Here is a 20,969-nt window from a genome sequence, read left to right as displayed (position 1 = left end):
TCGAGGAGCAGGCCGACGATGTCCCAGCACACCCTGACCGAACCCGCCCCGGCCACCGGCTTCCGCCGTCCGATCGCCCCCAGCGAGTGGTTCTTCCTCGGCCACCCGGCCGAACTCGCCGCGACGCTGCAGATCGTCGTCGAAGGCACCGGCACCCTCGGCGCCGGGGAGCTGCGGGAGGCCGTCGCCGTCGCGTCCGCGGCCTGCCCGGGCAGCAGGCTCGTCCCCGACGGCCGGACCTGGGCCGACAGCGGCGTCACCCCCCGGGTCCGCGTGGTGGACGGCCGGGGGCTCGGTGCCGCCGGCGTCCTCGCCCTGCCCGAACTGCAGGCGCCGATCACCGGCGAGCCGCGGTGCGAAGTCGTCCTCGTCGAGGGCGACCCGATCTCGGTGGCGTTCCGGGCCGACCACGCCGTGATGGACGCCAAGGGCGCGCTCACCTGGGCGCTCGACGTGTTCCGGGTGCTGCGCGGCGAGCTCCCGCTGGGCGCGCCGGACCCGGTCAGCGACCGGGACGTCTTCGCGGACCTGCCCGAGGCCGAGGAGCTGGTCACGCCCGGCTACACGCAGGCACCGGTGCTCGACGGCTGCGAGCCGACCGACCACACCCGGTTCGTCGCCGGACGGCGCAGCATCCAGGGCAGCCACCCGGCACTGGTGGCGAAGCTGGCCACGCTGCTGACCCGCGAAGACGCGCCGTCGCTCTTCTACATCCCGGTCGACCTGCGCCACCGACGGCCGGGGGTGCGCAGCACGGCGAACTTCTCCTCGGGGTTCTACCTGCAGGTCGAGGCCGGCGAGGACGCCGGCAGCGTGCACGAGCGGCTGCTGCGCGAGCTCGCCGACGGCGCCGCGGTGCGCAAGGCCCCGCCCACCGGCCTGCTGGACATGCCGCTGAGCCAGGTCGCCGAGGCGATGACCACCATCGACCGGCGCTCGCGGGAGCGCGACGCCTACCCCTCCGACGCCGTCCTCGCGCACGTCGGCCGGGTCGAGCTCGACCTGCTGCACACGCCCGGGTTCACCGCGCACAGCCTCTACCCGCTGGCCCGGCCCTGCCCCGGCGGCGCCCCCGAGCTGAACGTCGTCGAGGTCGGCGGCCGGACCGAGATCACGCTGGCCTGGTGGGCGGGCGCCCGGACGGCCGGGCGGATCGAGGCGCTGCTCGACCGGATCGCCGAGGAGCTCTCCCCCGCCGCGGACCGGTACCGGGCGGCGAACGAGACGGCCGTCGAACCGTCCACATCGGACGACATCGTGCGCCGGTTCCTGCACCAGGCCGCGGAAACACCGGACGCCCTCGCCCTGGACGCCCCCGGCGAAAAGCTGACCTACGCCGAGCTGGCGCACCGCAGCGGGGTCGTCGCCGCGACCCTGCGTGAGCTCGGGGCCGGCCCGGAAACCCTCGTCGGGCTGCTGAGCGACCGTTCGGTCGCGGCGGTGGTGGCGATCTGGGGCGTGCTCCGGGCCGGCGCGGCGTACCTGCCGCTGGACCCGGTCAACCCGGACGCCCGGATCGCCGGCCTGCTCGCCGACTCCGGCGCCCCGATCTGCCTGGTCGAGCGCCCGAGCCGCGAGCGGGACTGCCTGCCGCCGGACTGCGTCAAGCTCGTCATCGAGGACCTGGACTTCGCGGCCGAACCGGCGGTGCCGGAGCCCGCCATCCCCGACGACCGGCTGGCCTACGTCATCTACACCTCCGGCTCCACCGGCAAGCCCAAGGGCGTCGAGATCACCCACGGCTGCCTGCGCCACTACGTCGCCTGGGCCGTGCGCGAGTTCGAGCTCGACCACCGGACGCGGCTGCCCCTGCTCGCCTCGATCGCCTTCGACGTCTCGGTGAACACCCTGCTCCCGCCGCTGATGGCGGGCGGCGCGATCGTCGTCCGGCCGGGCGAGATCACCCCCGGGCTGCTGCACGAGCTGCTCACCTCCTCGGGCGCCACCATGCTGTCGCTGACGCCGTCGCACCTCGCCCTGATCAACCACCTCGGCCTGCGGCCCACCGGGTTCCGGAAGGTCGTCACCATGGGCGAGCTGCTGACGACGTCGGTGGCGCGGGAGGCGCAGGAGGTGTTCGGCCCGGACTGCGCGATCGTCAACTCCTACGGTCCGACCGAGACGACGATCGTGATGACCCTGCACCCGTTCGACGCCGCCACCGACACCCGCGGCTCCGTCCCGATCGGGGTGCCGACGGACAACAGCACGGTGTTCCTGCTCGACGCCCACGGCCGGTTCGCCCCCGCGGGCACGACCGGCGAGGTCTGCATCGGCGGCGCGCAGCTGGCCCGCGGCTACCTCGGCCGCCCGGACATCACCCGGCAGAAGTTCGTCCGGCTGGCCGACGGCACCCGCGTCTACCGCAGCGGCGACCTCGCGCGGCTGCTGCCGACCGGCGAGCTGGAGTTCCTCGCCCGCACCGACGACCAGGTCAAGGTGCTCGGCCACCGGATCGAGCCCGCGGAGATCGTCCGCACGCTCGAAGGCCACCCGGCGGTGGCCCGCGCGGTGGTGGTGCCCCGCGGCACGGGCGAGCAGAAAGCCTTGTGCGCGTACGTGGTGGCGCGGCACGAGGTGACCACCGAGGAACTGCACCGGCACCTGGCGGGCCTGCTGCCGAAGTACCTGATCCCGGCGGCCACGGTGTTCGTCACGGACATCCCGCAGACGGTGAACGGCAAGGTCGACGTCCGCGCCCTGCCGGAGCCGTTCCCGGCCGGCAGCGGACCGGTCGCCCAGGAGAACCGCGACGCGGTGACCGAGCAGGTGGCGGCGATCTGGGCGGAACTGCTCGACGTCAGCCCCGACCACATCGCGGCGGACGCGGACTTCCACGAGCTGGGCGGCAATTCCCTGCTGTTCCTCGCCATGGTGGCGGCGGTGACCCGCACGGTGGTGGGCGAGTCCGGCAGCGAGGCGTTCAACGCCCAGCTGGGCAGGCTGGTGCACGAGCCGACCCTGAAGAGCGTGGCGGAGACGGCCCGGGAAGCGGCGATGACAACGGCTTGATCTCCCCTCCCCCGCGGCGAGACCAGGGGGCGTTGAGGCGGTCGCCGGTGTCATGAACGACTCTTTCAGGACGTCTGACGTCATGAAAGAGTCGTTCATGACGTTCTGAGCCGCGGCCGCACCCGGCTGCGCCCGGCAACGCCGGCCGGGGGAGGACGGGCTGTCTCTCTCTCTCTCTCTCTCTCTCTCCCCCCCCCGTTACCTTTTTCGTGGTTCCTGATCAAGGAGCTGTGGTCGCCAGGCCCGGCATGACTTGCGCCCCCAGTCGAACCCATGATCCGGGGGGTGGTGTCACCGGGTCTGGTGGCATCGAGGGACCGCTGATAGGGACACGGCCACCAGCTTGGTAGGTCTCGTCGTAACGTGGGTGCCGGCCATCGATGCCTGATCGGTGACCACGTCGCGGCGAACGAAACGGCATAGTGGATGAGCGGCAGCTTCAGCGTGTTTCTCGGCCTGGACGTCGGCAAGGACACCCATCACGCGGTCGGCCTGGACCCCGAGGGCAACCGTCTGCATGACGGGCCGCTGCCCAACACCGAACCGAAACTGAAGGCCCTGTTCGACAAGCTCGCTCAGCATGGGCCGCTGCTGGTCGTGGTGGACCAACCGGCCACGATCGGGGCGTTGCCGGTCGCGGTCGCCCGCGCCGCCGGGCACCAGGTGGCTTATCTGCCCGGGCTGGCGATGCGCCGCATCGCCGATCTCTACCCGGGTCGGGCCAAGACCGACGCCCGGGACGCGTTCGTCATCGCCGACGCCGCCCGCTCCCTGCCCCACACCCTCCGGCCCGTCGACGTCGGTGACGAAGCCCTGGCCGAGTTGGAGGTGCTGGTCGGGTTCGACGATGACCTGGCCGGCGAGGCCACCCGGATCAGCAACCGCATCCGCGGCCTGCTCACCGGCATCCACCCCGCCCTCGAACACGCCATCGGCCCCAAGGTCAGCCACCCCGCGGTGCTGGAGATCCTGTCCCGTTGCGGCGGCCCGGCCGGGATCGCCAAGGCCGGCCGCCGCCAACTGACCGCGATCGCGAAGGTCCACGCGCCTCGGATGGGTGAGCGGCTGGTCGAGGCGATCATGGCCGCGCTGGCCGAGCAGACCGTCACCGTCCCGGGCACCGCCGCGGCCGACACGGTCTTGCCGCGGTTGGCCGACAGCTTGAAAGCGGTTCTCCTGCAGCGGAAACAGGTGGCGGAGCAGGTGGAGGGGATACTTGATGCGCACCCTCTTGCCGGGGTCCTGACCTCGATGCCCGGCATCGGAGTCAGGACCGCAGCCCGCATCCTCCTCGAGGTCGGTGACGCCTCCAACTTTGCATCCTCGGCGCATCTGGCCGCCTACGCCGGGATCGCGCCAGTCACCCGCAGCTCCGGCACATCGATCAAGGGTGAACATCCAGCCCGGACCGGCAACCGCCAGCTCAAACGCGCGTTCTTCCTCGCCGCTTTCGCGGCCCTGTCGGACCCGACCAGCCGGGCCTACTACGACCGAAAACGCACCGAGGGCAAGAAACACAACGCTGCGCTGATCTGCCTGGCCCGCCGCCGCTGCGACGTCCTCTACGCCATGCTCCGCAACGGCACCCACTACCGCCAACCCGCTCCCGCCGCGGCTTGACAACCACATAGGGACACCCCCCCCCCGGCCGGCCGGCTCGGCTCAGTCGCTCAGCAGCACCTGATCGACCATCAGGTGCCCCCACGCCCCGGTCTCCTGGTCGACCACCTGGACCTGGGCGCTTTGTCCCTGCAGCCCGCTGACGTCCCAGTCCACCGGCTTGAGCACGCCCGTGTCGTCGCCGGTCGCCGTGCGCACGACCTGCCCGTTCACCAGCAGGTTGATCGACGTCCGGCCGGGGTGGTTCCCACCGGCCAGCAGGAAGTGCAGGTGGTTGCGGTCGAGCGTGAACGGCGGTGAGGTGATCGTGCCGGTGGCCGGGTCGCCGCCGCCGGCGAAGGTGTCCAGTACCGCGTTGCCGACCATGCCGGGCAGGTACTCGAACGACGGGCCGGTGCCGGTGAAGCTGCCGGTCGTGGTCCAGCCGGGGTCGTAGGACGTGCCTTCGAACCCGGAGACGACGTGCGCCGGGCGCTGGGACAGGTCCGGGAACTCGGTGATCGTCGTGTTCGCATACGTGGCGCTGCCGCCGGTGGTGTAGAGGTTGATGCCGGTGTCGGCGGGGTCGGCGAACACCTCGCTGGAGTGCACGTACCGGCCGTCGTCGACGAACACCTCGATCGTGGTCCGGTCGACCAGGATCCGCAGGTGGGCGGTCTTCTTCGCCGGGTCCCACGGCGCGTGGCTCTCCCCGCGCGCGCCGGTGGTGTCGGGCGAACCGGTCTGGCGCCGGTTGAGGTAGCTGTAGTCGTGGTAGATCCCGGTGTCCGCGTGCCGGGTCCCGTCGGCCGACACCCGCAGCTGCAGGCCGATGTTGTCCAGCTGGGTCCAGCTGACGTCGGTGTCGAGCTGGTAGGCCGTGCCGTGGTAGGCCAGCGGCACCAGGCCGCCGTTCACCTGGATGGTGCCGAGATCGGTCACCGAACTGGCGTGGGAAGCCAGCGCCGGGGTCGGCTGCGAGGCCAGGGCGTAGCCGTCCGGGTAGTGCTTCAGGGTGATCTGGCGGACGATCGAGTCGGTGCCGTTGAAGCCGTCCGCGGCCCGGGTCGGGGTGGTGTCCGCGTAGGCCCAGTTGTTCATCCAGGCCAGGCCGAACCGCCGGTCCGCCGGTGCGGCCGGGTCCTCCCAGGTGACTCCGGCGTACCAGTCGAAGCCGTGGTCGAGCCACTGTGGTGCGGCGTCGGCGGTGAACGCGGCGCCGTCGAAGGTTCCGGTCCAGTACGCGTAGGTGCCCGGTGTCCCGCCGGCGCTCACGCCGAGCACCCAGTGCGTGGTGCCGTCGTCGGCGCGGATCGGGAAGAGGTCCGGGCACTCGAGGATGCCCATTCCGCCGGCGAAGTCCGACTGCCGCGTCCACGTCTTGAGGTCCGGTGAGGTGAAGAACCCGATCCGGTCGCCTTCGGTGATCGCCGCGACCCACCGGCCGCGTGCGGAATCCCGGATCACCTTGGGGTCCCGGAAGTCGCGGCGGCCGCCGTTCGGGATCACCGGGGTGTCGCCGTACGGCCGGAACGTCCGGCCGCCGTCGATCGAGTACCACAGGAACTGCGCCTGCGGCCCGGAGCCGTTGACCGGGTGGTCCTGCTGCGTGACCAGCTGGACCACCGCGCCGGCGCCGAACCCGGCCGTGTTCGCGGTGTCCACGACCGCGGACCCGGACCACAGGTCGGCGTTCGCGTTGGTGTTCTTCGGCGCCGCGATCCCCTGGTCGGCGAAGGCGACGTTGTCGGTGGTCGTCGCCAGCCGCCAGGCCGTGCCGACCGTGGTCGGGTAGTCGACGTTGTAGAGGTAGTAGTAATAGAACTTGCCGTTGACGTACACCGGCCGCTGGGGGTCGTTCTTCCAGTGGTCGGGCACCGTGAAGTGGTACTGCGCGCGGTACGTGGCCGCCGCGGCGGCCGGGGGTGCGTCGGTCGGGCCCGCCACCGCCGTCGCCGCCACGAGGGCGACGGCGGAGAGCAGGCGAAGGCGGCTCGTCGTTGAGCGCATGGGGACCTCCGGGAATTCAGGATTCGAGAATGGCGAGACGTTTGCCGTCCCACGCCACCGGCAGGGGATCGCCGATGGCGCCGACGAAGCCGTGTTCGCCGCGGTGGTGGAAGGCGAGCAGCACCCAGCGGCCGTCGGACCGGCGGCGGACCAGCCGGCCGCTGTAAAGGCGGTCGTCGGTGACGGGTTCGGCGGCCGCGATGTCGAACGGCCCGAGCGGGCCGCCGGCGGGCGCGGCCCAGATTCCGCCGGTCGTGCCGGTGGCTTGACGATCCGCCGAGGCGTGCTCGGCCAGGCAGGAGAACAGCAGGACCGGGCGGCCGTCCACCACCTCGACCTGCAGGACCTCCAGCTGCCCGAACCCGCGCGGGCCGGGTGCGGTCAGCGGCGGGCGCAGGTCCCAGTGCCGCAGGTCCGCGGAAACGGCGTGGCCGACGACGCCGCGTTCGAACGCCTCGCCGGTCGCGGCACGCGCGGTGATCAGCATGTGCCAGCCGTCGCCGCCGGGATCGGCGAACACCCACGGGTCACGGAACGCCTCGTCGTGCCAGCCGTCGTCCAGGGTCTCGTACCAGCGGGGGTCGGCGGCCAGGACGGGGTTGTCCGGAGCCCGCTGCCACGTCACGAGATCCGGCGAGGTGGCGTAGCCGATCCGCTGGACGTTCTTGCCGCCCGGCGCGCGCGTCGCGCCGGTGTAGAAGAGGAACCACGTCCCGTCCGGGTGCCGCACGACCGAGCCGGTCCAGGTCGCGAGGTCGTCGAACGCCGGGGTGTCCGCGCGGACCAGCGCGTCCTCGATCCGGGTCCAGTGCCCGAGATCGGCCGAGACGGCGTGGCCGATCGACGCGCGGTAGTGCCGGGCTTCGGGGTCGTGCAGGGCGCGTGAGGCGTAGAGGAAGAACAGGTGGTAGCGGTCGCCGTCGTCGGCGAACCAGAAGTCCCAGACCCAGGAGTCGGGCAGCGAAAACATGCGTTCCTTTCGAAGAGCCGTCATTCCTTGACGCCGCTGGCCGCGACACTGCTGACGAACGCGCGCTGGAAGGCGAGGAAGACCACGAGCACCGGGAGGGTGATCATCGACGTGTAGGCCATGACTTCGCCCCAGGCGGTGGTGTCCTGGAAGAAGTACTGCATGCCGACCATCACCGGCCGCAGCTGCTCGTCCTGGACGACCATGCTGGGCCAGAGGTACTGGTTCCAGGCCGGCAGGAACGTCAGGATCGCGACGGTGGCGAACGCCGGGCCGGACAGCGGCACGGCGATCCTGCGGTAGATGGTGAACCAGCCGGCGCCGTCGATCCGGGCCGCCTCGTCGAGCGCGGTGGGGATGGTCGAGAAGTACTGGGTGAACAGGAAGATCGAGAACCCGTTGGCGATGAACGGGATGATCTGCACCTGGTAGGTGTCGAGCCACCCGAAGTCGTACACCAGCTGTCCGTTCTGGAACAGCAGGGTCGGCAGCCGCGAGACCCAGTAGACCATCGGCACCGCGATCGTCTCGAACGGCACGATCAACGTGGCGATGATGACGCTGAGCACGACGCCGCGGCCGGTCCAGCGCAGCCGGGAGATCGCGAACCCGGCCATCGAGTTCACCACCAGCCCGGCACCGACGATCACCACCGTGACGAGGACCGAGTTGAGCAGGAACCGCCCGACCGGCACCCGGTCGAACACGGCGGCGTAGTTGTCGAAACCGATGTTCCCGACCGGCAGGAACGCCCGCCAGCCGCCGACGTCGGACAGGATCTGGCCGTCGGGTTTCAGGCTGGAGACGAACATGAACACCAGCGGAAACAGGAAGAAGACGGCGAGCCCGACGAGGACGAGGTAGGTCCAGACCCGGCGGCGCCGGCGCAACACGCGTTCGTCACTGTGTCCTTTGTGGAGTGTCATGACTTTTCCCGGGTCAGGAAGCGCTGGACCAGCGCGACGATCAGCACCAGCACGAAGAACACCAGCGACAGGGCCGAGCCGTAGCCGATCTGCTGCTGGTGGTAGCCCATCCGGACCGCGTGGTAGACCAGCGTCGACGTCGAGTCCACCGGGCCGCCCTGTGTCATCACGTCGATCTGGACGAACAGCCCGAGCGCGGCGATGGTGATCGTGATCAGCACGAACACCCGGGTCGGGCGCAGGCACGGCCACGTCACGTTCCGGAACTGCTGCCAGGTGCCCGCGCCGTCGATCCGCGCCGCCTCGTACAGCTCCGGCGGGATGGTCTGCAGGCCGGACAGCCAGATCAGCATGTGGAAGCCGACCGCCTGCCAGATCGACAGCACGATGATCGCCGTCAGCGCCGTGCTCGGGTCGTTCAGCCACGCGGTGCCCTGCCAGGCGCCGAAGGTGATCGAGTCGATGAACGAGTTGATCAGCCCGTCCGGCTGGTACATGAACTTCCACAGGATCGAGACCACGACGATCGAGGTCACGACCGGGATGAAGAAGATGACCCGGAACGCCACCGCGCCCCGGATCTTCCGGTTCACCAGCACGGCCAGGAGCAGCCCGAACCCGGCCTGCACCGGCACGACGACCGCGGCGAAGCAGAAGGTGTTGACCAGCGAACGGAGGAACGCCGGATCGGCGGTGAAGGCCCGGACGAAGTTGTCGAGGCCGGTGAAGGTGGTCGGCTCGGGCGAGACGAGCCGGGCGTTGGTGAACGACAGGACGAACCCGAGGACCACCGGGACGATCAGGAACGCCAGCAGCAACAGCACCGCGGGCGCGGCCATGGCCCAGCCGGCCCGGCGCGCGGACCGCCGTTCGTGGTGGACTTTCGGCCGGGCCGGTGCAGTGAACGACTCTTTCGCTACATCGGACGACATGAACGACTCTTTCAGTGCGGCAGGCCGGCCCACTAGAAGCCGTAGCCGTTCTGGGACTTGATGTCGGTGTCGATCGCGCGCACGGCGGTGTCCAGCGCCGGCTTCACGTCGGCGCCGCTCATGATGTCCTTGGCCGCCTTCTCGAACGTGGAGGAGATCACCGGGTAGCCGGGGGTGGCCGGGCGGGCGAGCGCGAACTTCTGCGACAGCACGGCGAACGGGTGCAGCGGAGCGGTGTCGCCGAAGTACTTCGACGCCGCCGCGGCGGCCGTGGTGCTCGGGATGACGACCTGGCTGTCGGCGAAGGCCGTGAGGTACTTGTCCTGGAAGCTGAACTTCAGGTACGCGCGGGCGCCGTCGGCGTTCGGGCAGCCGGCGGAGATGCCCCACTGCCAGGAGCCGCCGCCGATCTTCGGGCCCTTGCCGAAGTCGACCGGCGGCAGGATCAGCAGGTCGTCGCCGACGCTTTCGAGTGCGTCCTTGGCGTTCCACACGCCGGTGTAGCTGAGGGCGACCTTGTTGTCGATGAACCGCTGGTTGCCGACCGGGCCCGCGTTGTCGGCCCAGCCTTTCTTGAACGCCTGCTGGAACCAGGTGAAGAACTTGACCGCGTCGGGGCCGTTCAGCACGCCTTCTGCGGACTTCATGGTGGCGCGGTCGATCAGATCACCGCCGCTGCTCTGCAGCATCGGCGAGTACGCGTACGACCACCACTCCCCCTTGTCGGCGGCGCCCAGGTCCAGCGGCGTGGCGTAGCCGTTCGCCTTCAGCTTGGCGACGGCCGCGTCGAACTCGTCCAGCGTCCACGGCTTTTCGATCGCCGGGATCCGGATCTGGTTCTTGTCCAGCACCGACTTCCGCGCGAAGATCGACAGCGCGGCGTCCCAGTAGCCCGCCGAGTAGACGGTGTCCTTGTAGCGGCCGACGGTCGTGGGCAGCAGCGTCTTGATCAGGTCGTCCGGCAGGCCCAGCGGCTGCAGGTAGCCGGCCCAGGCCCAGTTCGGCATCACCGGGCCGTCCATGTCCAGCAGGCAGGGCAGCTTCCGCGACGCGGCCGCCGCGGTGACCGCGTCGTTGTACGAGCCCTGCGGGAAGTTCTGTTCGACGATCTTGTACTGGGTCTGGGAAGCGTTGAAGTCGGCGATGATCCGCTGGTAGACCGCCAGCTCGCCGGGGTTGCCCGCCGAGTGCGTCCACATGGTGATCTCACCGGGCGCGCCGGACGACTCCTGGCTCGCGCGGGCGCAGCCGCCGAGCGCGAGCAGGACCGCTACCATGACGGAGAGGGATTTGCGTTTCACCGTGGAATCTCTTTCTCTGTAGCGGAGCGCGACCTCACCGTCGCCTCCGTGCCGGATGGCAGCGCCAACTGCCATGTGGGATGCAGTGCGAAGTGCGGTCCGCCGCCGGTCAGTCCTCGGGCGAGGCAGGCGGCGGGCCCACCGAAGCCCGGCGGATGACCGGGCACGGCATGCGGTGCGGTTCCGCCGGGTCGGCCTGCCGCAGGCCGAGCGCGACCTCCATCGCCCAGCGGCCCATTTCGTAGTGCGGGAGCGCGATCGTGGTCAACGGCGGATCGAGTTCGGCCGCGACCAGCTGCTGGTCGTCGTAGCCGACCACGGACAGCTCGCCGGGCACCGAGAGGCCCCGGTGGTGCGCGGCCGCGTAGGCGCCCATCGCCATGCGGTCGTTGAAGCAGAACATCGCGGTGGGGCGGGTTTCCGCCGGCAGGTCCAGCAGCCGCCCGGCGGCCGCCCGGCCCCCGCCTGCCACCGGTTCGGCACGGGCGTGCAGCGCGGGATCCGGCTCGATCCCGGCCTCCGCCAGCACCTGCCGGTACCCGTCGTACCGCAGCGGCGAGGCGACGAGCCCGAACCGTTCTTCGGCGTCCAGGAAGGCGATCCGGCGGTGCCCGGCGGCCACCAGCTCCCGCACCGCGGCCACCCCGCCGGCCCGCTCGTCCGGGACGACCGCGGCCCGGCCCCCGCGCGCCGGGGCGCAGTCGAGCAGGACGGCGTCCTCGGGCAGGCCGTCCGGCACCTCGACGACGCGGTGGTGCATGCTGGCGTAGATCATGGCGTCGACCTGCTGGCCGCTCAGCGCGTTCAGCGCCTGGCGCTCGGCCGCGGGGTCCTGTTCGGTGTCGACGAGGACGACCAGGTGCCCCTGCTCCCGGGCGACGTCGTTGGCCCCGGCCAGCATCCGCCCGGCGAACGGCGTGCTGGCGATCGTGTCCGAGATCAGGCCGACCATGCGCGTCCGCTGCGTCCGCAGGCTCCGCGCCACCGAGTTCGGCTTGTACCCGACCGCGGCGGCGGCCTCCCGCACCCGCCGCTGCGTCTCCGGCGACACGCGTGCCTCGTCCCGCCCGCTGAGCACCATCGACACGGTCGCCGTGGAAACCCCCGCACGGGCAGCCACGTCGGACATCCGGACCCGGACCATCGCGGCGCCCTCCTTTCCCTGGCTTCCGTTAATCGATTAACGGGAGGTTACGGGAGTATGCAGCCGGACTGCGCGCCCGTCAAGGCCCGCCGTCCACCCGCAGCGGCCCGAACCGGATCCGCACCGCGAACCCGTCCGGCCAGCCGACGTCGACCCCCTCTTCGACGACCGACGCGACCGAGTCGCCCGCCTCGCCGCCCAGCGCGGCCAGCGCGACGAAGACCGCGGTGCCGTCGACGTCCCCGGTCAGCCGCGAGAGCGACACCCACGGCACGAACGCCGTGCCGTGCGGCGCGCGTACCTCGGCCCGGCCCGTCCAGCCGGCGAGGGGCCGGAGCACGGACTCGCCGGGCGCGGTCGCCCAGCCCGTCTCTTCGACGCTCGCGCCGGGCGGGGCGCCCAGCACGCGGTGCACCCGCAACTCGTCCCGCCCGCGCACCACGGTCACGCTCTCGACGCGCAGCCCGGGCACCGTCGCCGGGCCGGACCCGAACACCGGGCGGTGCCAGGACGCCGCCCAGCCCCAGCCGTCGGCCTGGCCCGCGCCGAGCGGGTGGATCCGGCGCCGGACACTGCGGGCACCGGAGACGACGACCGCGAAGTGGTTGTCGGCCGGGTTGTCGCGCGCGGTCGGCCCGGTCCGGGTGGAGTAGGCGAACCGGCCGTAGTGCGGGTGGTCCCCGGCCGCCGCCTCGGCTTCGTGCGGCCGGACGCCGTCGCTGCCGTGGTTGTGCAGCCGGACGACGCCGTCGTCGCGGGTCGCCTGCAGCAGCAGGCCCGGGGCCGGCAGGGCGAGCACCGTGTCGGCGGTTTCGCTCGGCGCGGGCTCCTCCGTGGACGTCCACAGTGGATGTTCCGGGGGCGCGAGCAGGCACACGAACGCCTTCGACGCCCAGTAGGGCGAGCCCGGTCCGGAGTAGTGCTGCACCGTCGGCGCGTGCGGCCCGTGCCAGCCGAGGCTCAGCAGCCCGTGTTCGTCGACGGCGCCGCGGTCGAGGAAGTAGCGCAGGGCCCCGCTGAGCAGCCGGCGTGACACGCCCGGCCGCAGCGGGGTGTCGCCGGTGACCGCGCCGAGGCCGACCGCCGAGGCGGCCGCGAAGCGGTAGGTCAGCGACCGTCCGAAGTGGAGCGGTGCGCCGTCGCCGCCGAACCACAGCCCGAAGCTTGCCAGGTGCTCCCGCAGCCGCGGGCCGAAGGGCGCCGGGCCGCCCGCGAGGTGGGCGTCCAGGACCGGGTACAGGTGCAGCGCCCAGCCGTTGTAGTGGTCGAAGGCGCGGCCGTCGCCGTCGCCGTACCACCCGTCGCCGCGGTACCAGCCGTCCAGGAGCTCCAGCGCCCGGTCGCGGGCTTGCGCCGTCTCGGCGTCGGCGCGCCCCACCGAGGCGAGGAACCCGGCGACGGTGAAGGGGAACAGGTACCAGTTGTTCGGCGCCGGGACGTGCCGCAGCGCGCCGCGCAGCCACGCCTCGACCCGGTCCTGCACCGCGGGCGCGAGGTGGTCCCACAGCCACGGCCGGGTCAGCCGCAGGCCGAGCGCGACCGACGCGGATTCGACCATCGGCTGGCCGGCGACGGGGTGGTCGCCGATCAGCGGCCACGACTCCGCGTCGTCCCGCCCCGGGGTGCGCGTGCCCGCGTCGAGGCCCCCGGCGTACCGCTCGAGCCACCCGTGCGGGTCCTTGCCCGCTTCGCCGGCGACCCGGAACGCGGCGGCGAGGAACGTCCGGGCGAAGCCTTCCAGGCCGTCCGAGCGGACGCCGCTGCCCGACGGCGGGCCCGGCAGGTCGAGCCGGGCGCCACCCGGCGTCGCCCACCGCCACGCCGCCGCCAGCAGGCCGTCCGCCACGGCGATCCAGTGGTCGCGGGTGTACCCGGTGTGCGGGCTGAGGGCGTGGTCGTCTCCGGGCAGCTTCACGCGATCATCCCCAGGCGCTCCCGGCGGACGGGGTGGGCGAACGCCTGCCCGCCCGCCCAGCGGGTGACCTCCGCGACGGCCAGTTCCGCCAGCCGCCGCAGCTCGTTGCCCTGCGAGCCGGCCAGGTGCGGGGTGATCAGCACGTTGCCGTCCGTCCACAGGGGATGCCCCGGCGGAAGCACCTCCGGGTCGGTGACGTCGAGGATCGCCCGGATCCGGCCGGCCCCGGTCGCCTCCGCCAGCGCGTCCTGGTCGAGCACCGCCCCGCGCGCGGTGTTGATCAGCACGGCGTCCGGACGCATCGAGGCGATCAGCTCCCGTCCGACCAGCCCCCGGGTCTCGGGCAGCAACGGCGTGTGCACGCTGACGACGTCGCCGCGGGCGAACAGCTCGGCCAGGCTCACCGGTTCCGCGCCCAGCTGCGCCGCCTCCGCCGCGGTCAGGTGGGGGTCGTGCACGAGGAGGCGGAAGTCGTGCGGGCGCAGCAGGCCGAGAACCCGCCGTCCGATCATCGACGCCGACAGGATGCCGACGGTCCGGCCGTAGTTGCCCAGGTGCGGCGACACGCCCAGGCTGTCGCCGGCGCGGCGGGCCGCCCGGTGGTCACGGGCGCGTTCCAGCACCCGCTTGCCGGACAACAGGATCATCGCCACGGTGTACTCGGCCACCGGCACAGCGTTCGCCGCCGCGGCGGACGTGACGGCGATCCCGCGGTCCCAGCACGCTTCGGTGACGTGCCCGCGGACCGAGCCGGCGGTGTGCACGACCGCCCGCAGCCGCGGCGCGCCGGCGAGCACGGCGGCGTCCAGCGGCGGGCAGCCCCAGCCGGTGACCAGCAGTTCGACGTCCGGCAGGACGGCGCGGGCGGCGGGACTCGTGAAGTCGTCGAGCACGCCGTCGGCGAGGTCGCAGAGCCCGCGCAGCGCCGTCATCGCGCCGTCGTCGAGCACCGCCGCCGCGGCACGGGGAGCCATCGCGAGCGCGGCGACCGGACGGCTCACTTGACCGCCCCCGCCGTCAGCCCCGAGCGCCAGAACCGTTGCAGCAGCGCGAACGCCAGCACCAGCGGCAGGACGGCCAGCAGCGCGCCCGTGATCACCACCGGGTAGTACTCGGGCGACGTCGTGGCCGCGCTGTTCCAGCTGTAGAGGCCGAGGCTGACCGGGTACAGCTTCTGGGTCGACAGCATGACCATGGGCAGGAAGAAGTTGTTCCAGATGGCCGTGAGCTGAAACAGGAACACGGTGACGACGCCGGGGCCGAGCATCCGCAGCGAGACCCGGAAGTAGGTCGCCAGCTCCCCCGCCCCGTCGATCCGCGCCGCCTCCAGGACCTCGCCGGGCACGTAACCCTGGCTGAACACCCGGCCCAGGTAGACGCCGAACGGGTTGAACAGCACCGGGACGAACACCGCCCACACGGTGTCGACGACGCCGGTTCCCGACGCCAGCAGGTACAGCGGAAGCGCGAGCACCGTCTGCGGCACCATCACGGCGGCAAGCACCAGCCCGAACAGCTTTTCCTTGTGCCGGAAGGCGTACTTGTCGAAGGCGTAGCCGCAGGCGATGCTCACCAGCGCGCTGACCGCGGCCCCGCCGACGGCGTAGAACAGGCTGTTGAGGTACCAGCGGCCGTAGATGCCCTTGTCCATGGCGAACAGGTCTTGGAAATTCTTCAGCGGCGAGAACCCGTGCAGGGACAGGAGGTCGCTGCCGAACAGGGCGTCGGAGTCCTTCATCGCGGCGAGCACCAGCCACAGCGCCGGGACCAGCGTGTACAGCACGGAGATCGCCACGACTGTGTTGACGGCCGCGCGGCCGAGGATCTTGGGCGGGTTCACCGGACGTCCTCCCGGGTGCGGGTGGTCCAGCGCGTGACGCCGTAGGACAGCGCGACCGTGCACGCGAGCAGGATCACCGACGCGGCCGCGGCGAGCCCGTAGTTGTTGCGGGTGAACGCGGCGTCGTAGATGTACATGCTCGGCGAGAACCGCGCGGTGATCATCGGCGTGGCCTGCGACAGCAGCATCGGCTCGGTGAACAGCTGCAGCGACCAGATCAGCGTGAACAGCACGACCATCACGATCGACGCGCGGATCAGCGGTGTCTTGATCGACAGCGCGGTCCGGACGCCGCCGGCGCCGTCGACCACCGCCGCTTCGATCACTTCGCGCGGCACGGCCTGCAGGGCGGCGTAGAACACGACGACGTTGTAGCCGAGGTTGCTCCACAGCGCGATGTTCACCATCGACGGGATCACGGTGTGGACGCCGAGGAAGTCCACCGTGATCCCGGCCTTGCCGAACAGGTCGACCACCGGGGACAGGCCGGGGATGTAGAGGTAGAGCCAGATGAGCGCGGCGATGATGCCGGGCACCGCGTGCGGCAGGAACAGCGCGAGCCGCGCCGAGCCGCGCAGCCGCGCGAGCCCCGAGTCGAGCAGCAGCGCCAGGCCGAGGGAGCAGACGACCAGCAGCGGCAGGTACAGCAGGCAGTACAGCGCGACGACCCCGAGCCCATTGCGGAACGTCGGATCGGCGAGGACGGCGGCGTAGCTGCGGAACCCGGCGAAGATCGTGTGCTCCGGACCGAACCCCAGGCCCGGTTCGTCGGCGCCGAAGAAACTCAGCCACAGCGCCGTCCCGGCCGGCACGAGGAAAACCACCACCAGCAGCGCGAAGAACGGGGCCATCAGCACGGCGGCGGCGGTGCCCTGCCGATGTCTCCGCCGGACACGGGGTGCCGGCCTTGTGGAAGCGCTTTCCGGACGCGCGAGTGTCGTCGTCATCGGCCTCTCTCCCCTAGCTGCTGTGCTCGGTCGTCGCCAGCCCCAGGGCGATCAGGTCCGGCATGGTGGCGCGCTGGGCGTCGCGGACGGCGTCCAGGAGGCTGCCCTCGCCGGCGCTCGCCCGGGCGAAGCCGTCCTGCAGCACCCGGTGGGTCGCGCTCATCCGCGGGCCCCACGTCCAGCCGTCGCGGATCTTCGCGGCCTCGGTCTCGAACAGCCGGTAGATGTCCTGGCCGCCGTAGTAGCGGCGGTCGAACGCCTTCCGCCCGACCTCGACCAGGTCGGGCGCGGCCGGGTACTGGCTGCTGGTGCCGCTGGACAGCCGCGCCCGCAACGCGTCGGGGTGCGACACCTGCCATTCGATGAACTCCATCGCGGCTTCCGGGTGGGCGCTGTCGCGGGTGACGGCGAACGTCGAACCGCCGTGCGTCCCGACCGCCGGGTGCGCGGGATCCCACTGCGGCAGCGGCGCGATCGCCCACTTGCCCTTCTGGGCGGGCCGGGCCTTCATCTGCGCGCCGGCGTCCCAGGCGCCGCTGAGCCGGGCGAGCACGAGTCCCTGCCCGATCTGCGCGTCGCCCTGCCTGCCCTGGACGCCGTTCGCGAACACCAGGCCGTCGTCGATCAGGTCCTGCCAGTACCCGGCCACGCGGCGGGTGGCGGCGTCGGCGAGGGAAACGTTCCAGGCGCCGCCGTCGGTGTCGAACCACTGCGCGCCCGCCTGCCACGAGACCGCAGCGAACTGGGTGGCGCCGTCGGTCGCGAAGGCGACCAGGCGGCGGCGGTCGTCGCGGACCTTGCGGGCCACCGCGGTGAACTCCTCCCACGTCCGCGGCGGCCCGGATCCGTGCTGGGTGAACAGATCCGTGCGGTAGTGCAGCACCATCGGCTCGACGTCGAGCGGCACGGTGAACACCCGCCCGGCGAACGTCGTCAGGCGCAGTGCCTGCGGGAGGAGCTTGGCGCGCAGGCGATCGGAGACGAGGTCGGTGATGTCCCGCGCGACGCCGTCGATGGCGAACCCGGGCACCTGCGGGTATTCGATGGTGGCGACGTCCGGGGCGTTGCCCGCGCGGACCGCGTTGCTCAGCTTCGCGTACCCGCCCTGGTCGCCGGACGGGATCTGCTGGAACACGACGTGGATCCGGTTCTGCGTGCGGTTGAACGCGTCGACGACCTGCTGGCTGCCCCGCAGCGCGGACCAGAACGTGATCCGGGTGGCACCGCGCGGGGCTTCTGCGCCGGGGCCCGAACAGGCGGCGGTGAGGGGCCAGGCGAGGCCCGCGGCGAGCACGGTCCGGCGGCTGGGGCGGACAGGCATCGATGCCTCCTGCGGGTCGCGGGCTCCCCGCAGTTTGGGCGCCTGAACGAATTCCGGTCAATAGGCCCGGTCAACTCGGTCAATCGATCAGGGGCCGGGAGGAGCCGCGCACCTTCAGTTCCGGCAGCACCGTGATCCGCCGCGACGGCCGGCCGGCGGGGCCGTTCAGCCGCTCCAGCACCAGTTCCGCGGCCAGCCTGCCCACCTCGGCCTTCGGGGGCGCGATCGCGGTCAGCGGCGTGCTGCCCAGCGCCGCGACGACGTCGTCGTAGGCCACCACCGAACAGTCGCCGGGCACGGTGATCCCCGCGTCCGCGAGCTGCTGGACGAGCATGAGCGCGTCGACGTCACCGTGCATGATCACGCCGGTCGCGGCGTGCGCGCGCAGCACGCCGGCGAGCGGCTCGAGGTCGGCCACGGGCTGCTGGCCGGCGCCCGGCGCGCTGAGCACCACGGTCCAGTCCTCGATGTCCGGCCGTCCGGCGCAGATGTCGCCGAACGCCGCGCGCAGCGCCCGCGCGGTCGGGCTGTCGTCGCGCGCGGCCAGCACGATCCGCCGGTGCCCGAGGGCGAGCAGGTGCGTCACGGCGAGGTGGACGCCGTACCAGTGGTCGGTGCAGACGGAATCCCTGGCGTGCAGGGCACTTCCGGGCCGCGGCCGCCGTTCCATCAGGACGACGGGCACGTCGGCGGCGGCCAGCCAGCCGTCGTCGGCGTCCTCGGTGCCGACGGTGCGCCAGCGCGGCGCGATGAGCACGCCCCGGGCGTCGTCGGCGAGCAGCCGCTCGACGATCGTCCGTTCGGCGCCGGGCACCTGCGGCGCCGGGTGCAGCACGACCCGGACGTGCCGCCTCCAGCGCGGCGCGGGCGCCGTGCAGGACCTCGGTGAGGTAGGCGTGGCGTTCGGGCACGACGAGCACGACCGGCCCGCCGTCGGGCGGCGTGGCCACCGGTTCCGGCCGCCGCGGGACGAGCGAGCGGACGACCCCGTGGCCCCGCCGCAGCCGGCCGGCCCTGGCCAGCTCTTCGACGTCCCGGCGCACGGTGATGACGGAGACGGCCAGCTCCGCGGCGAGCTCGGTGACGCGCGCCTGGCCCCGCGCCTCCACGACGGCGAGGATCCGCCGCCGCCGGTCGTCTCCCGGCTCCCGCATCTCGACCTTCGTCCGTCGGCTGTTCGTTCGATCGGTTCTCCGAGCATAACGATCAGCCGCGGCGCCGGTCGAGCTGTTGTCAGCGGGCGGCGATGTCACTCCTTGGCCTGCGTGCCGGTGATGGTGTCGCCGGTCAGCAGCATCCGCTTGGCCCGCTCCGCACCCAGCCGGTGCACCCACATCGCCGTCGCCGGACAACCCGAACGCCACAGGCTGAAGAAGTTGTCGGTGTTCTCCTTCATCATCCGGAAGTCCCGGATCGGGTCCCACACCTCCGGCTGCACGTCCTGCCCCTGCTCGGCGTACAGCTTGAGGTCGTACCCCGGCGTTGGCCGCCGCCACCGCGGCCGCGATCTCGCGGCGTCGGTGACCATGGCGGCAGAGTGCCGTCGCGCGCGTCGAGTTCGAATCCCTGCCGGCCCTGCTGCGCGGCCTCGAGCTGGTCCGGATCCTGCGCCAGGACGCCACCATCGCGGCCGCCGTCATCGAGCAGTGGCTCGACCGGTTCGGCCGCCACTGAGGGTTCCCGGTGCTCCCGGGCCGGTCATGTGTACCCGCCGCCGGGCCGGGGTATCCGGATCGTCCCCCAGCACACCGACGCGAGGAGCCGGCCATCGCCACCGCGGTCCTGTTCGACGTCGACGGCACGCTCGTCGACTCCAACTACCTCCACGTCCACGCCTGGCACCGGGCGTTCCACGCGCTCGACCGGCCGGTCGACTCCTGGCGCGTGCACCGCGCGATCGGCAAGGGGTCCGGCAAGCTGCTGCGCACCCTGCTGGGCGACGAGGACGCCGACCGCATCGGCGACCGGGCGAAGGACCTGCACAGCCGCTTCTACCTGGAGACGGCCGACCTGCTGCGGCCGTTCGACCGCGCCCCCGACCTCGTCCGCGAGCTGGCCGGGCGCGGGGTGCGCGTGGTGCTGGCGACGTCGGCGGGACCGGACGAGCTCGACGCGCTGCGCAAGGTCCTCGACGTCGACGACGTGGTCACCGGCATCGTCTCCGGCGACGACGTCGAAGCGACGAAACCCGATCCGGAGCCGGTGTTCGCCGCGCTCGAGAAGGCCGGCACCGAACCGGCGGAGACGATCTTCGTCGGCGACGCGGTCTGGGACGTCCACGCCGCCACCAAGGCCGGCGTGCGCACGGTCTCGGTGCGCTCCGGCGGCGTCAGCGCTGCGGAGCTGACCGAAGCCGGCGCCGTCGCGGTCTACGACGACGCCGCCACGCTGCTGGCCGGGCTCGACGAGAGCGTGCTGATCAGCTGACCTTGCGGGCGACCAGCCGTTCGACCAGCCCGAGCTTGAACCGCTCCCGCCGCTCCACCGGCAGCCCGAGCGCCTCGACGAGCCGCAGCGGCCGCCGCCGGAAGTGCTCACCGGCCAGCGGGACGCTCGCCAGTTCGAGCAGCCACTGCACGCCCCGCACCACCCGCGACGACGACGCGACGTGGTCGACCAGGACCAGCCGCCCGCCCGGGCGCAGCACCCGCACCATCTCCCCGACGGCGGCGGCCGGGTCGGGGATGGCGCAGAGCCCGAACGTGCAGACCACGGTGTCGAAGGAGCCATCGGCGAAAGGCAGCTGGTGGGCGTCGCCGAGCTGCAGCGTCACCGGGCGGCCGAGCTGCCGGGCCCGGTCACGGGCGATGGCGAGCATCCCCTCGCTGAGGTCGAGGCCGGTGAGCGTCACGTCCGCGGGGTAGTGCGGGAGGTTCAGCCCGGTCCCGGCCGCGACCTCCAGCACCTCGCCCTCGGCCCGGCCGCACGCCCACTCCCGCGAGTCGCCGAAGAGCCGGCGGTCCCAGACGCCCATCTCGGCGTCGTAGGCCGTGGACTTGCGGTCCCAGTACCGACGCCACCGCTCCGCCTTCGTCATGGTCCCAGCGAACCA

Annotated in this window: 17 protein-coding genes and 1 pseudogene; 3 read left to right on the top strand and 15 right to left on the bottom strand. The window is 72.1% G+C overall.

Going from position 1 to position 20,969, the window contains the following annotated elements:
* The first annotated feature begins 18 nt into the window (after positions 1-18).
* Both BLW76_RS20405 and BLW76_RS20400 read left to right on the top strand, forming a co-directional pair.
* The gene (locus BLW76_RS20405; protein WP_091309752.1) at positions 19-3,012 is read left to right on the top strand and encodes a non-ribosomal peptide synthetase; all 2,994 of its coding nucleotides are present in this window, start codon (positions 19-21) and stop codon (positions 3,010-3,012) included.
* A 426-nt stretch (positions 3,013-3,438) separates the two neighbouring features.
* Positions 3,439-4,632, top strand: a complete 1,194-nt coding sequence (locus BLW76_RS20400; protein WP_091309750.1) for an IS110 family RNA-guided transposase — start codon at positions 3,439-3,441, stop codon at positions 4,630-4,632.
* Between the two features lie 42 nt (positions 4,633-4,674).
* On the opposite strand, the gene BLW76_RS20395 is transcribed toward BLW76_RS20400, so the two are convergent.
* From BLW76_RS20395 to BLW76_RS20335, 14 genes and pseudogenes are all read right to left on the bottom strand, one after another.
* Positions 4,675-6,621 (bottom strand): glycoside hydrolase family 32 protein, encoded by a 1,947-nt coding sequence (locus BLW76_RS20395; RefSeq protein WP_091309748.1) that lies wholly within the window; start codon positions 6,619-6,621, stop codon positions 4,675-4,677.
* A 16-nt stretch (positions 6,622-6,637) separates the two neighbouring features.
* Positions 6,638-7,591 (bottom strand): glycoside hydrolase family protein, encoded by a 954-nt coding sequence (locus tag BLW76_RS20390; RefSeq protein WP_091309747.1) that lies wholly within the window; start codon positions 7,589-7,591, stop codon positions 6,638-6,640.
* Between the two features lie 20 nt (positions 7,592-7,611).
* A complete protein-coding gene (locus tag BLW76_RS20385; protein WP_091309744.1) occupies positions 7,612-8,517 on the bottom strand; it encodes a carbohydrate ABC transporter permease in 906 nt (301 codons plus the stop codon).
* Positions 8,514-9,449, bottom strand: coding sequence for a carbohydrate ABC transporter permease (locus BLW76_RS20380; RefSeq protein WP_091309742.1), 936 nt, complete (start codon positions 9,447-9,449; stop codon positions 8,514-8,516). The genes BLW76_RS20385 and BLW76_RS20380 overlap by 4 nt, the downstream gene beginning before the upstream one ends.
* 32 nt (positions 9,450-9,481) lie before the next feature.
* Positions 9,482-10,750, bottom strand: a complete 1,269-nt coding sequence (locus BLW76_RS20375; RefSeq protein WP_244170237.1) for an ABC transporter substrate-binding protein — start codon at positions 10,748-10,750, stop codon at positions 9,482-9,484.
* A gap of 109 nt (positions 10,751-10,859) precedes the next feature.
* Positions 10,860-11,894 (bottom strand): LacI family DNA-binding transcriptional regulator, encoded by a 1,035-nt coding sequence (locus BLW76_RS20370; protein ID WP_244170236.1) that lies wholly within the window; start codon positions 11,892-11,894, stop codon positions 10,860-10,862.
* Positions 11,895-11,973: 79 nt separating this feature from the next.
* Complete coding sequence (locus tag BLW76_RS20365) at positions 11,974-13,809, bottom strand: DUF2264 domain-containing protein (RefSeq protein WP_091309741.1); 1,836 nt, start codon at positions 13,807-13,809, stop codon at positions 11,974-11,976.
* Positions 13,806-14,810, bottom strand: a complete 1,005-nt coding sequence (locus BLW76_RS20360) for a hydroxyacid dehydrogenase (protein WP_091309739.1) — start codon at positions 14,808-14,810, stop codon at positions 13,806-13,808. Before BLW76_RS20360 ends, BLW76_RS20365 begins: the two co-directional genes overlap by 4 nt.
* Complete coding sequence (locus BLW76_RS20355) at positions 14,807-15,649, bottom strand: carbohydrate ABC transporter permease (protein WP_091309737.1); 843 nt, start codon at positions 15,647-15,649, stop codon at positions 14,807-14,809. Before BLW76_RS20355 ends, BLW76_RS20360 begins: the two co-directional genes overlap by 4 nt.
* On the bottom strand, positions 15,646-16,596 hold the full coding sequence (locus BLW76_RS20350) for a carbohydrate ABC transporter permease (protein ID WP_091309735.1): 951 nt from the start codon (positions 16,594-16,596) through the stop codon (positions 15,646-15,648). The genes BLW76_RS20355 and BLW76_RS20350 overlap by 4 nt, the downstream gene beginning before the upstream one ends.
* Positions 16,597-16,609: 13 nt before the next feature.
* Positions 16,610-17,917, bottom strand: coding sequence for an ABC transporter substrate-binding protein (locus BLW76_RS20345; protein WP_091309733.1), 1,308 nt, complete (start codon positions 17,915-17,917; stop codon positions 16,610-16,612).
* A 79-nt stretch (positions 17,918-17,996) separates the two neighbouring features.
* Entirely contained in the window at positions 17,997-18,752 is a 756-nt protein-coding gene (locus tag BLW76_RS20340) for a substrate-binding domain-containing protein (protein ID WP_244170235.1), read from the bottom strand.
* A gap of 199 nt (positions 18,753-18,951) precedes the next feature.
* Positions 18,952-19,071, bottom strand: a pseudogene (locus BLW76_RS49725) (DeoR family transcriptional regulator); the annotation flags it as partial.
* 95 nt (positions 19,072-19,166) lie between these two features.
* A complete protein-coding gene (locus tag BLW76_RS20335) occupies positions 19,167-19,445 on the bottom strand; it encodes a Clp protease/crotonase-like domain-containing protein (protein WP_244170234.1) in 279 nt (92 codons plus the stop codon).
* Positions 19,446-19,600: 155 nt separating this feature from the next.
* On the opposite strand from BLW76_RS20335, the gene BLW76_RS20330 reads away from it, so the two are divergent.
* On the top strand, positions 19,601-20,344 hold the full coding sequence (locus BLW76_RS20330) for an HAD family hydrolase (RefSeq protein ID WP_244170233.1): 744 nt from the start codon (positions 19,601-19,603) through the stop codon (positions 20,342-20,344).
* On the opposite strand, the gene BLW76_RS20325 is transcribed toward BLW76_RS20330, so the two are convergent.
* The gene (locus tag BLW76_RS20325) at positions 20,337-20,954 is read right to left on the bottom strand and encodes a class I SAM-dependent methyltransferase (protein ID WP_091309731.1); all 618 of its coding nucleotides are present in this window, start codon (positions 20,952-20,954) and stop codon (positions 20,337-20,339) included. The genes BLW76_RS20330 and BLW76_RS20325 overlap by 8 nt on opposite strands.
* Positions 20,955-20,969 lie beyond the last annotated feature (15 nt).

The organism is Amycolatopsis tolypomycina (assembly GCF_900105945.1).
In the GTDB taxonomy this organism is placed as follows: Bacteria; Actinomycetota; Actinomycetes; order Mycobacteriales; family Pseudonocardiaceae; genus Amycolatopsis; species Amycolatopsis tolypomycina.
The sequence above is the reverse complement of the archived record's forward strand: the minus strand, read 5'-3'. Positions and strand labels throughout refer to the sequence as shown.

Bases quoted from the DNA above. Each gene is read 5' to 3' on its own strand.
- BLW76_RS20405 (WP_091309752.1), top strand. From the start codon at position 19: ATGTCCCAGCACACCCTGACCGAACCCGCCCCGGCCACCGGCTTCCGC.
- BLW76_RS20395 (WP_091309748.1), bottom strand. From the start codon at position 6,621: ATGCGCTCAACGACGAGCCGCCTTCGCCTGCTCTCCGCCGTCGCCCTC.
- BLW76_RS20370 (WP_244170236.1), bottom strand. From the start codon at position 11,894: ATGGTCCGGGTCCGGATGTCCGACGTGGCTGCCCGTGCGGGGGTTTCC.
- BLW76_RS20350 (WP_091309735.1), bottom strand. From the start codon at position 16,596: ATGACGACGACACTCGCGCGTCCGGAAAGCGCTTCCACAAGGCCGGCA.
- BLW76_RS20325 (WP_091309731.1), bottom strand. From the start codon at position 20,954: ATGACGAAGGCGGAGCGGTGGCGTCGGTACTGGGACCGCAAGTCCACG.
- BLW76_RS20385 (WP_091309744.1), bottom strand. From the start codon at position 8,517: ATGACACTCCACAAAGGACACAGTGACGAACGCGTGTTGCGCCGGCGC.
- BLW76_RS20400 (WP_091309750.1), top strand. From the start codon at position 3,439: ATGAGCGGCAGCTTCAGCGTGTTTCTCGGCCTGGACGTCGGCAAGGAC.
- BLW76_RS20390 (WP_091309747.1), bottom strand. From the start codon at position 7,591: ATGTTTTCGCTGCCCGACTCCTGGGTCTGGGACTTCTGGTTCGCCGAC.
- BLW76_RS20335 (WP_244170234.1), bottom strand. From the start codon at position 19,445: ATGGTCACCGACGCCGCGAGATCGCGGCCGCGGTGGCGGCGGCCAACG.
- BLW76_RS20345 (WP_091309733.1), bottom strand. From the start codon at position 17,917: ATGCCTGTCCGCCCCAGCCGCCGGACCGTGCTCGCCGCGGGCCTCGCC.
- BLW76_RS20380 (WP_091309742.1), bottom strand. From the start codon at position 9,449: ATGTCGTCCGATGTAGCGAAAGAGTCGTTCACTGCACCGGCCCGGCCG.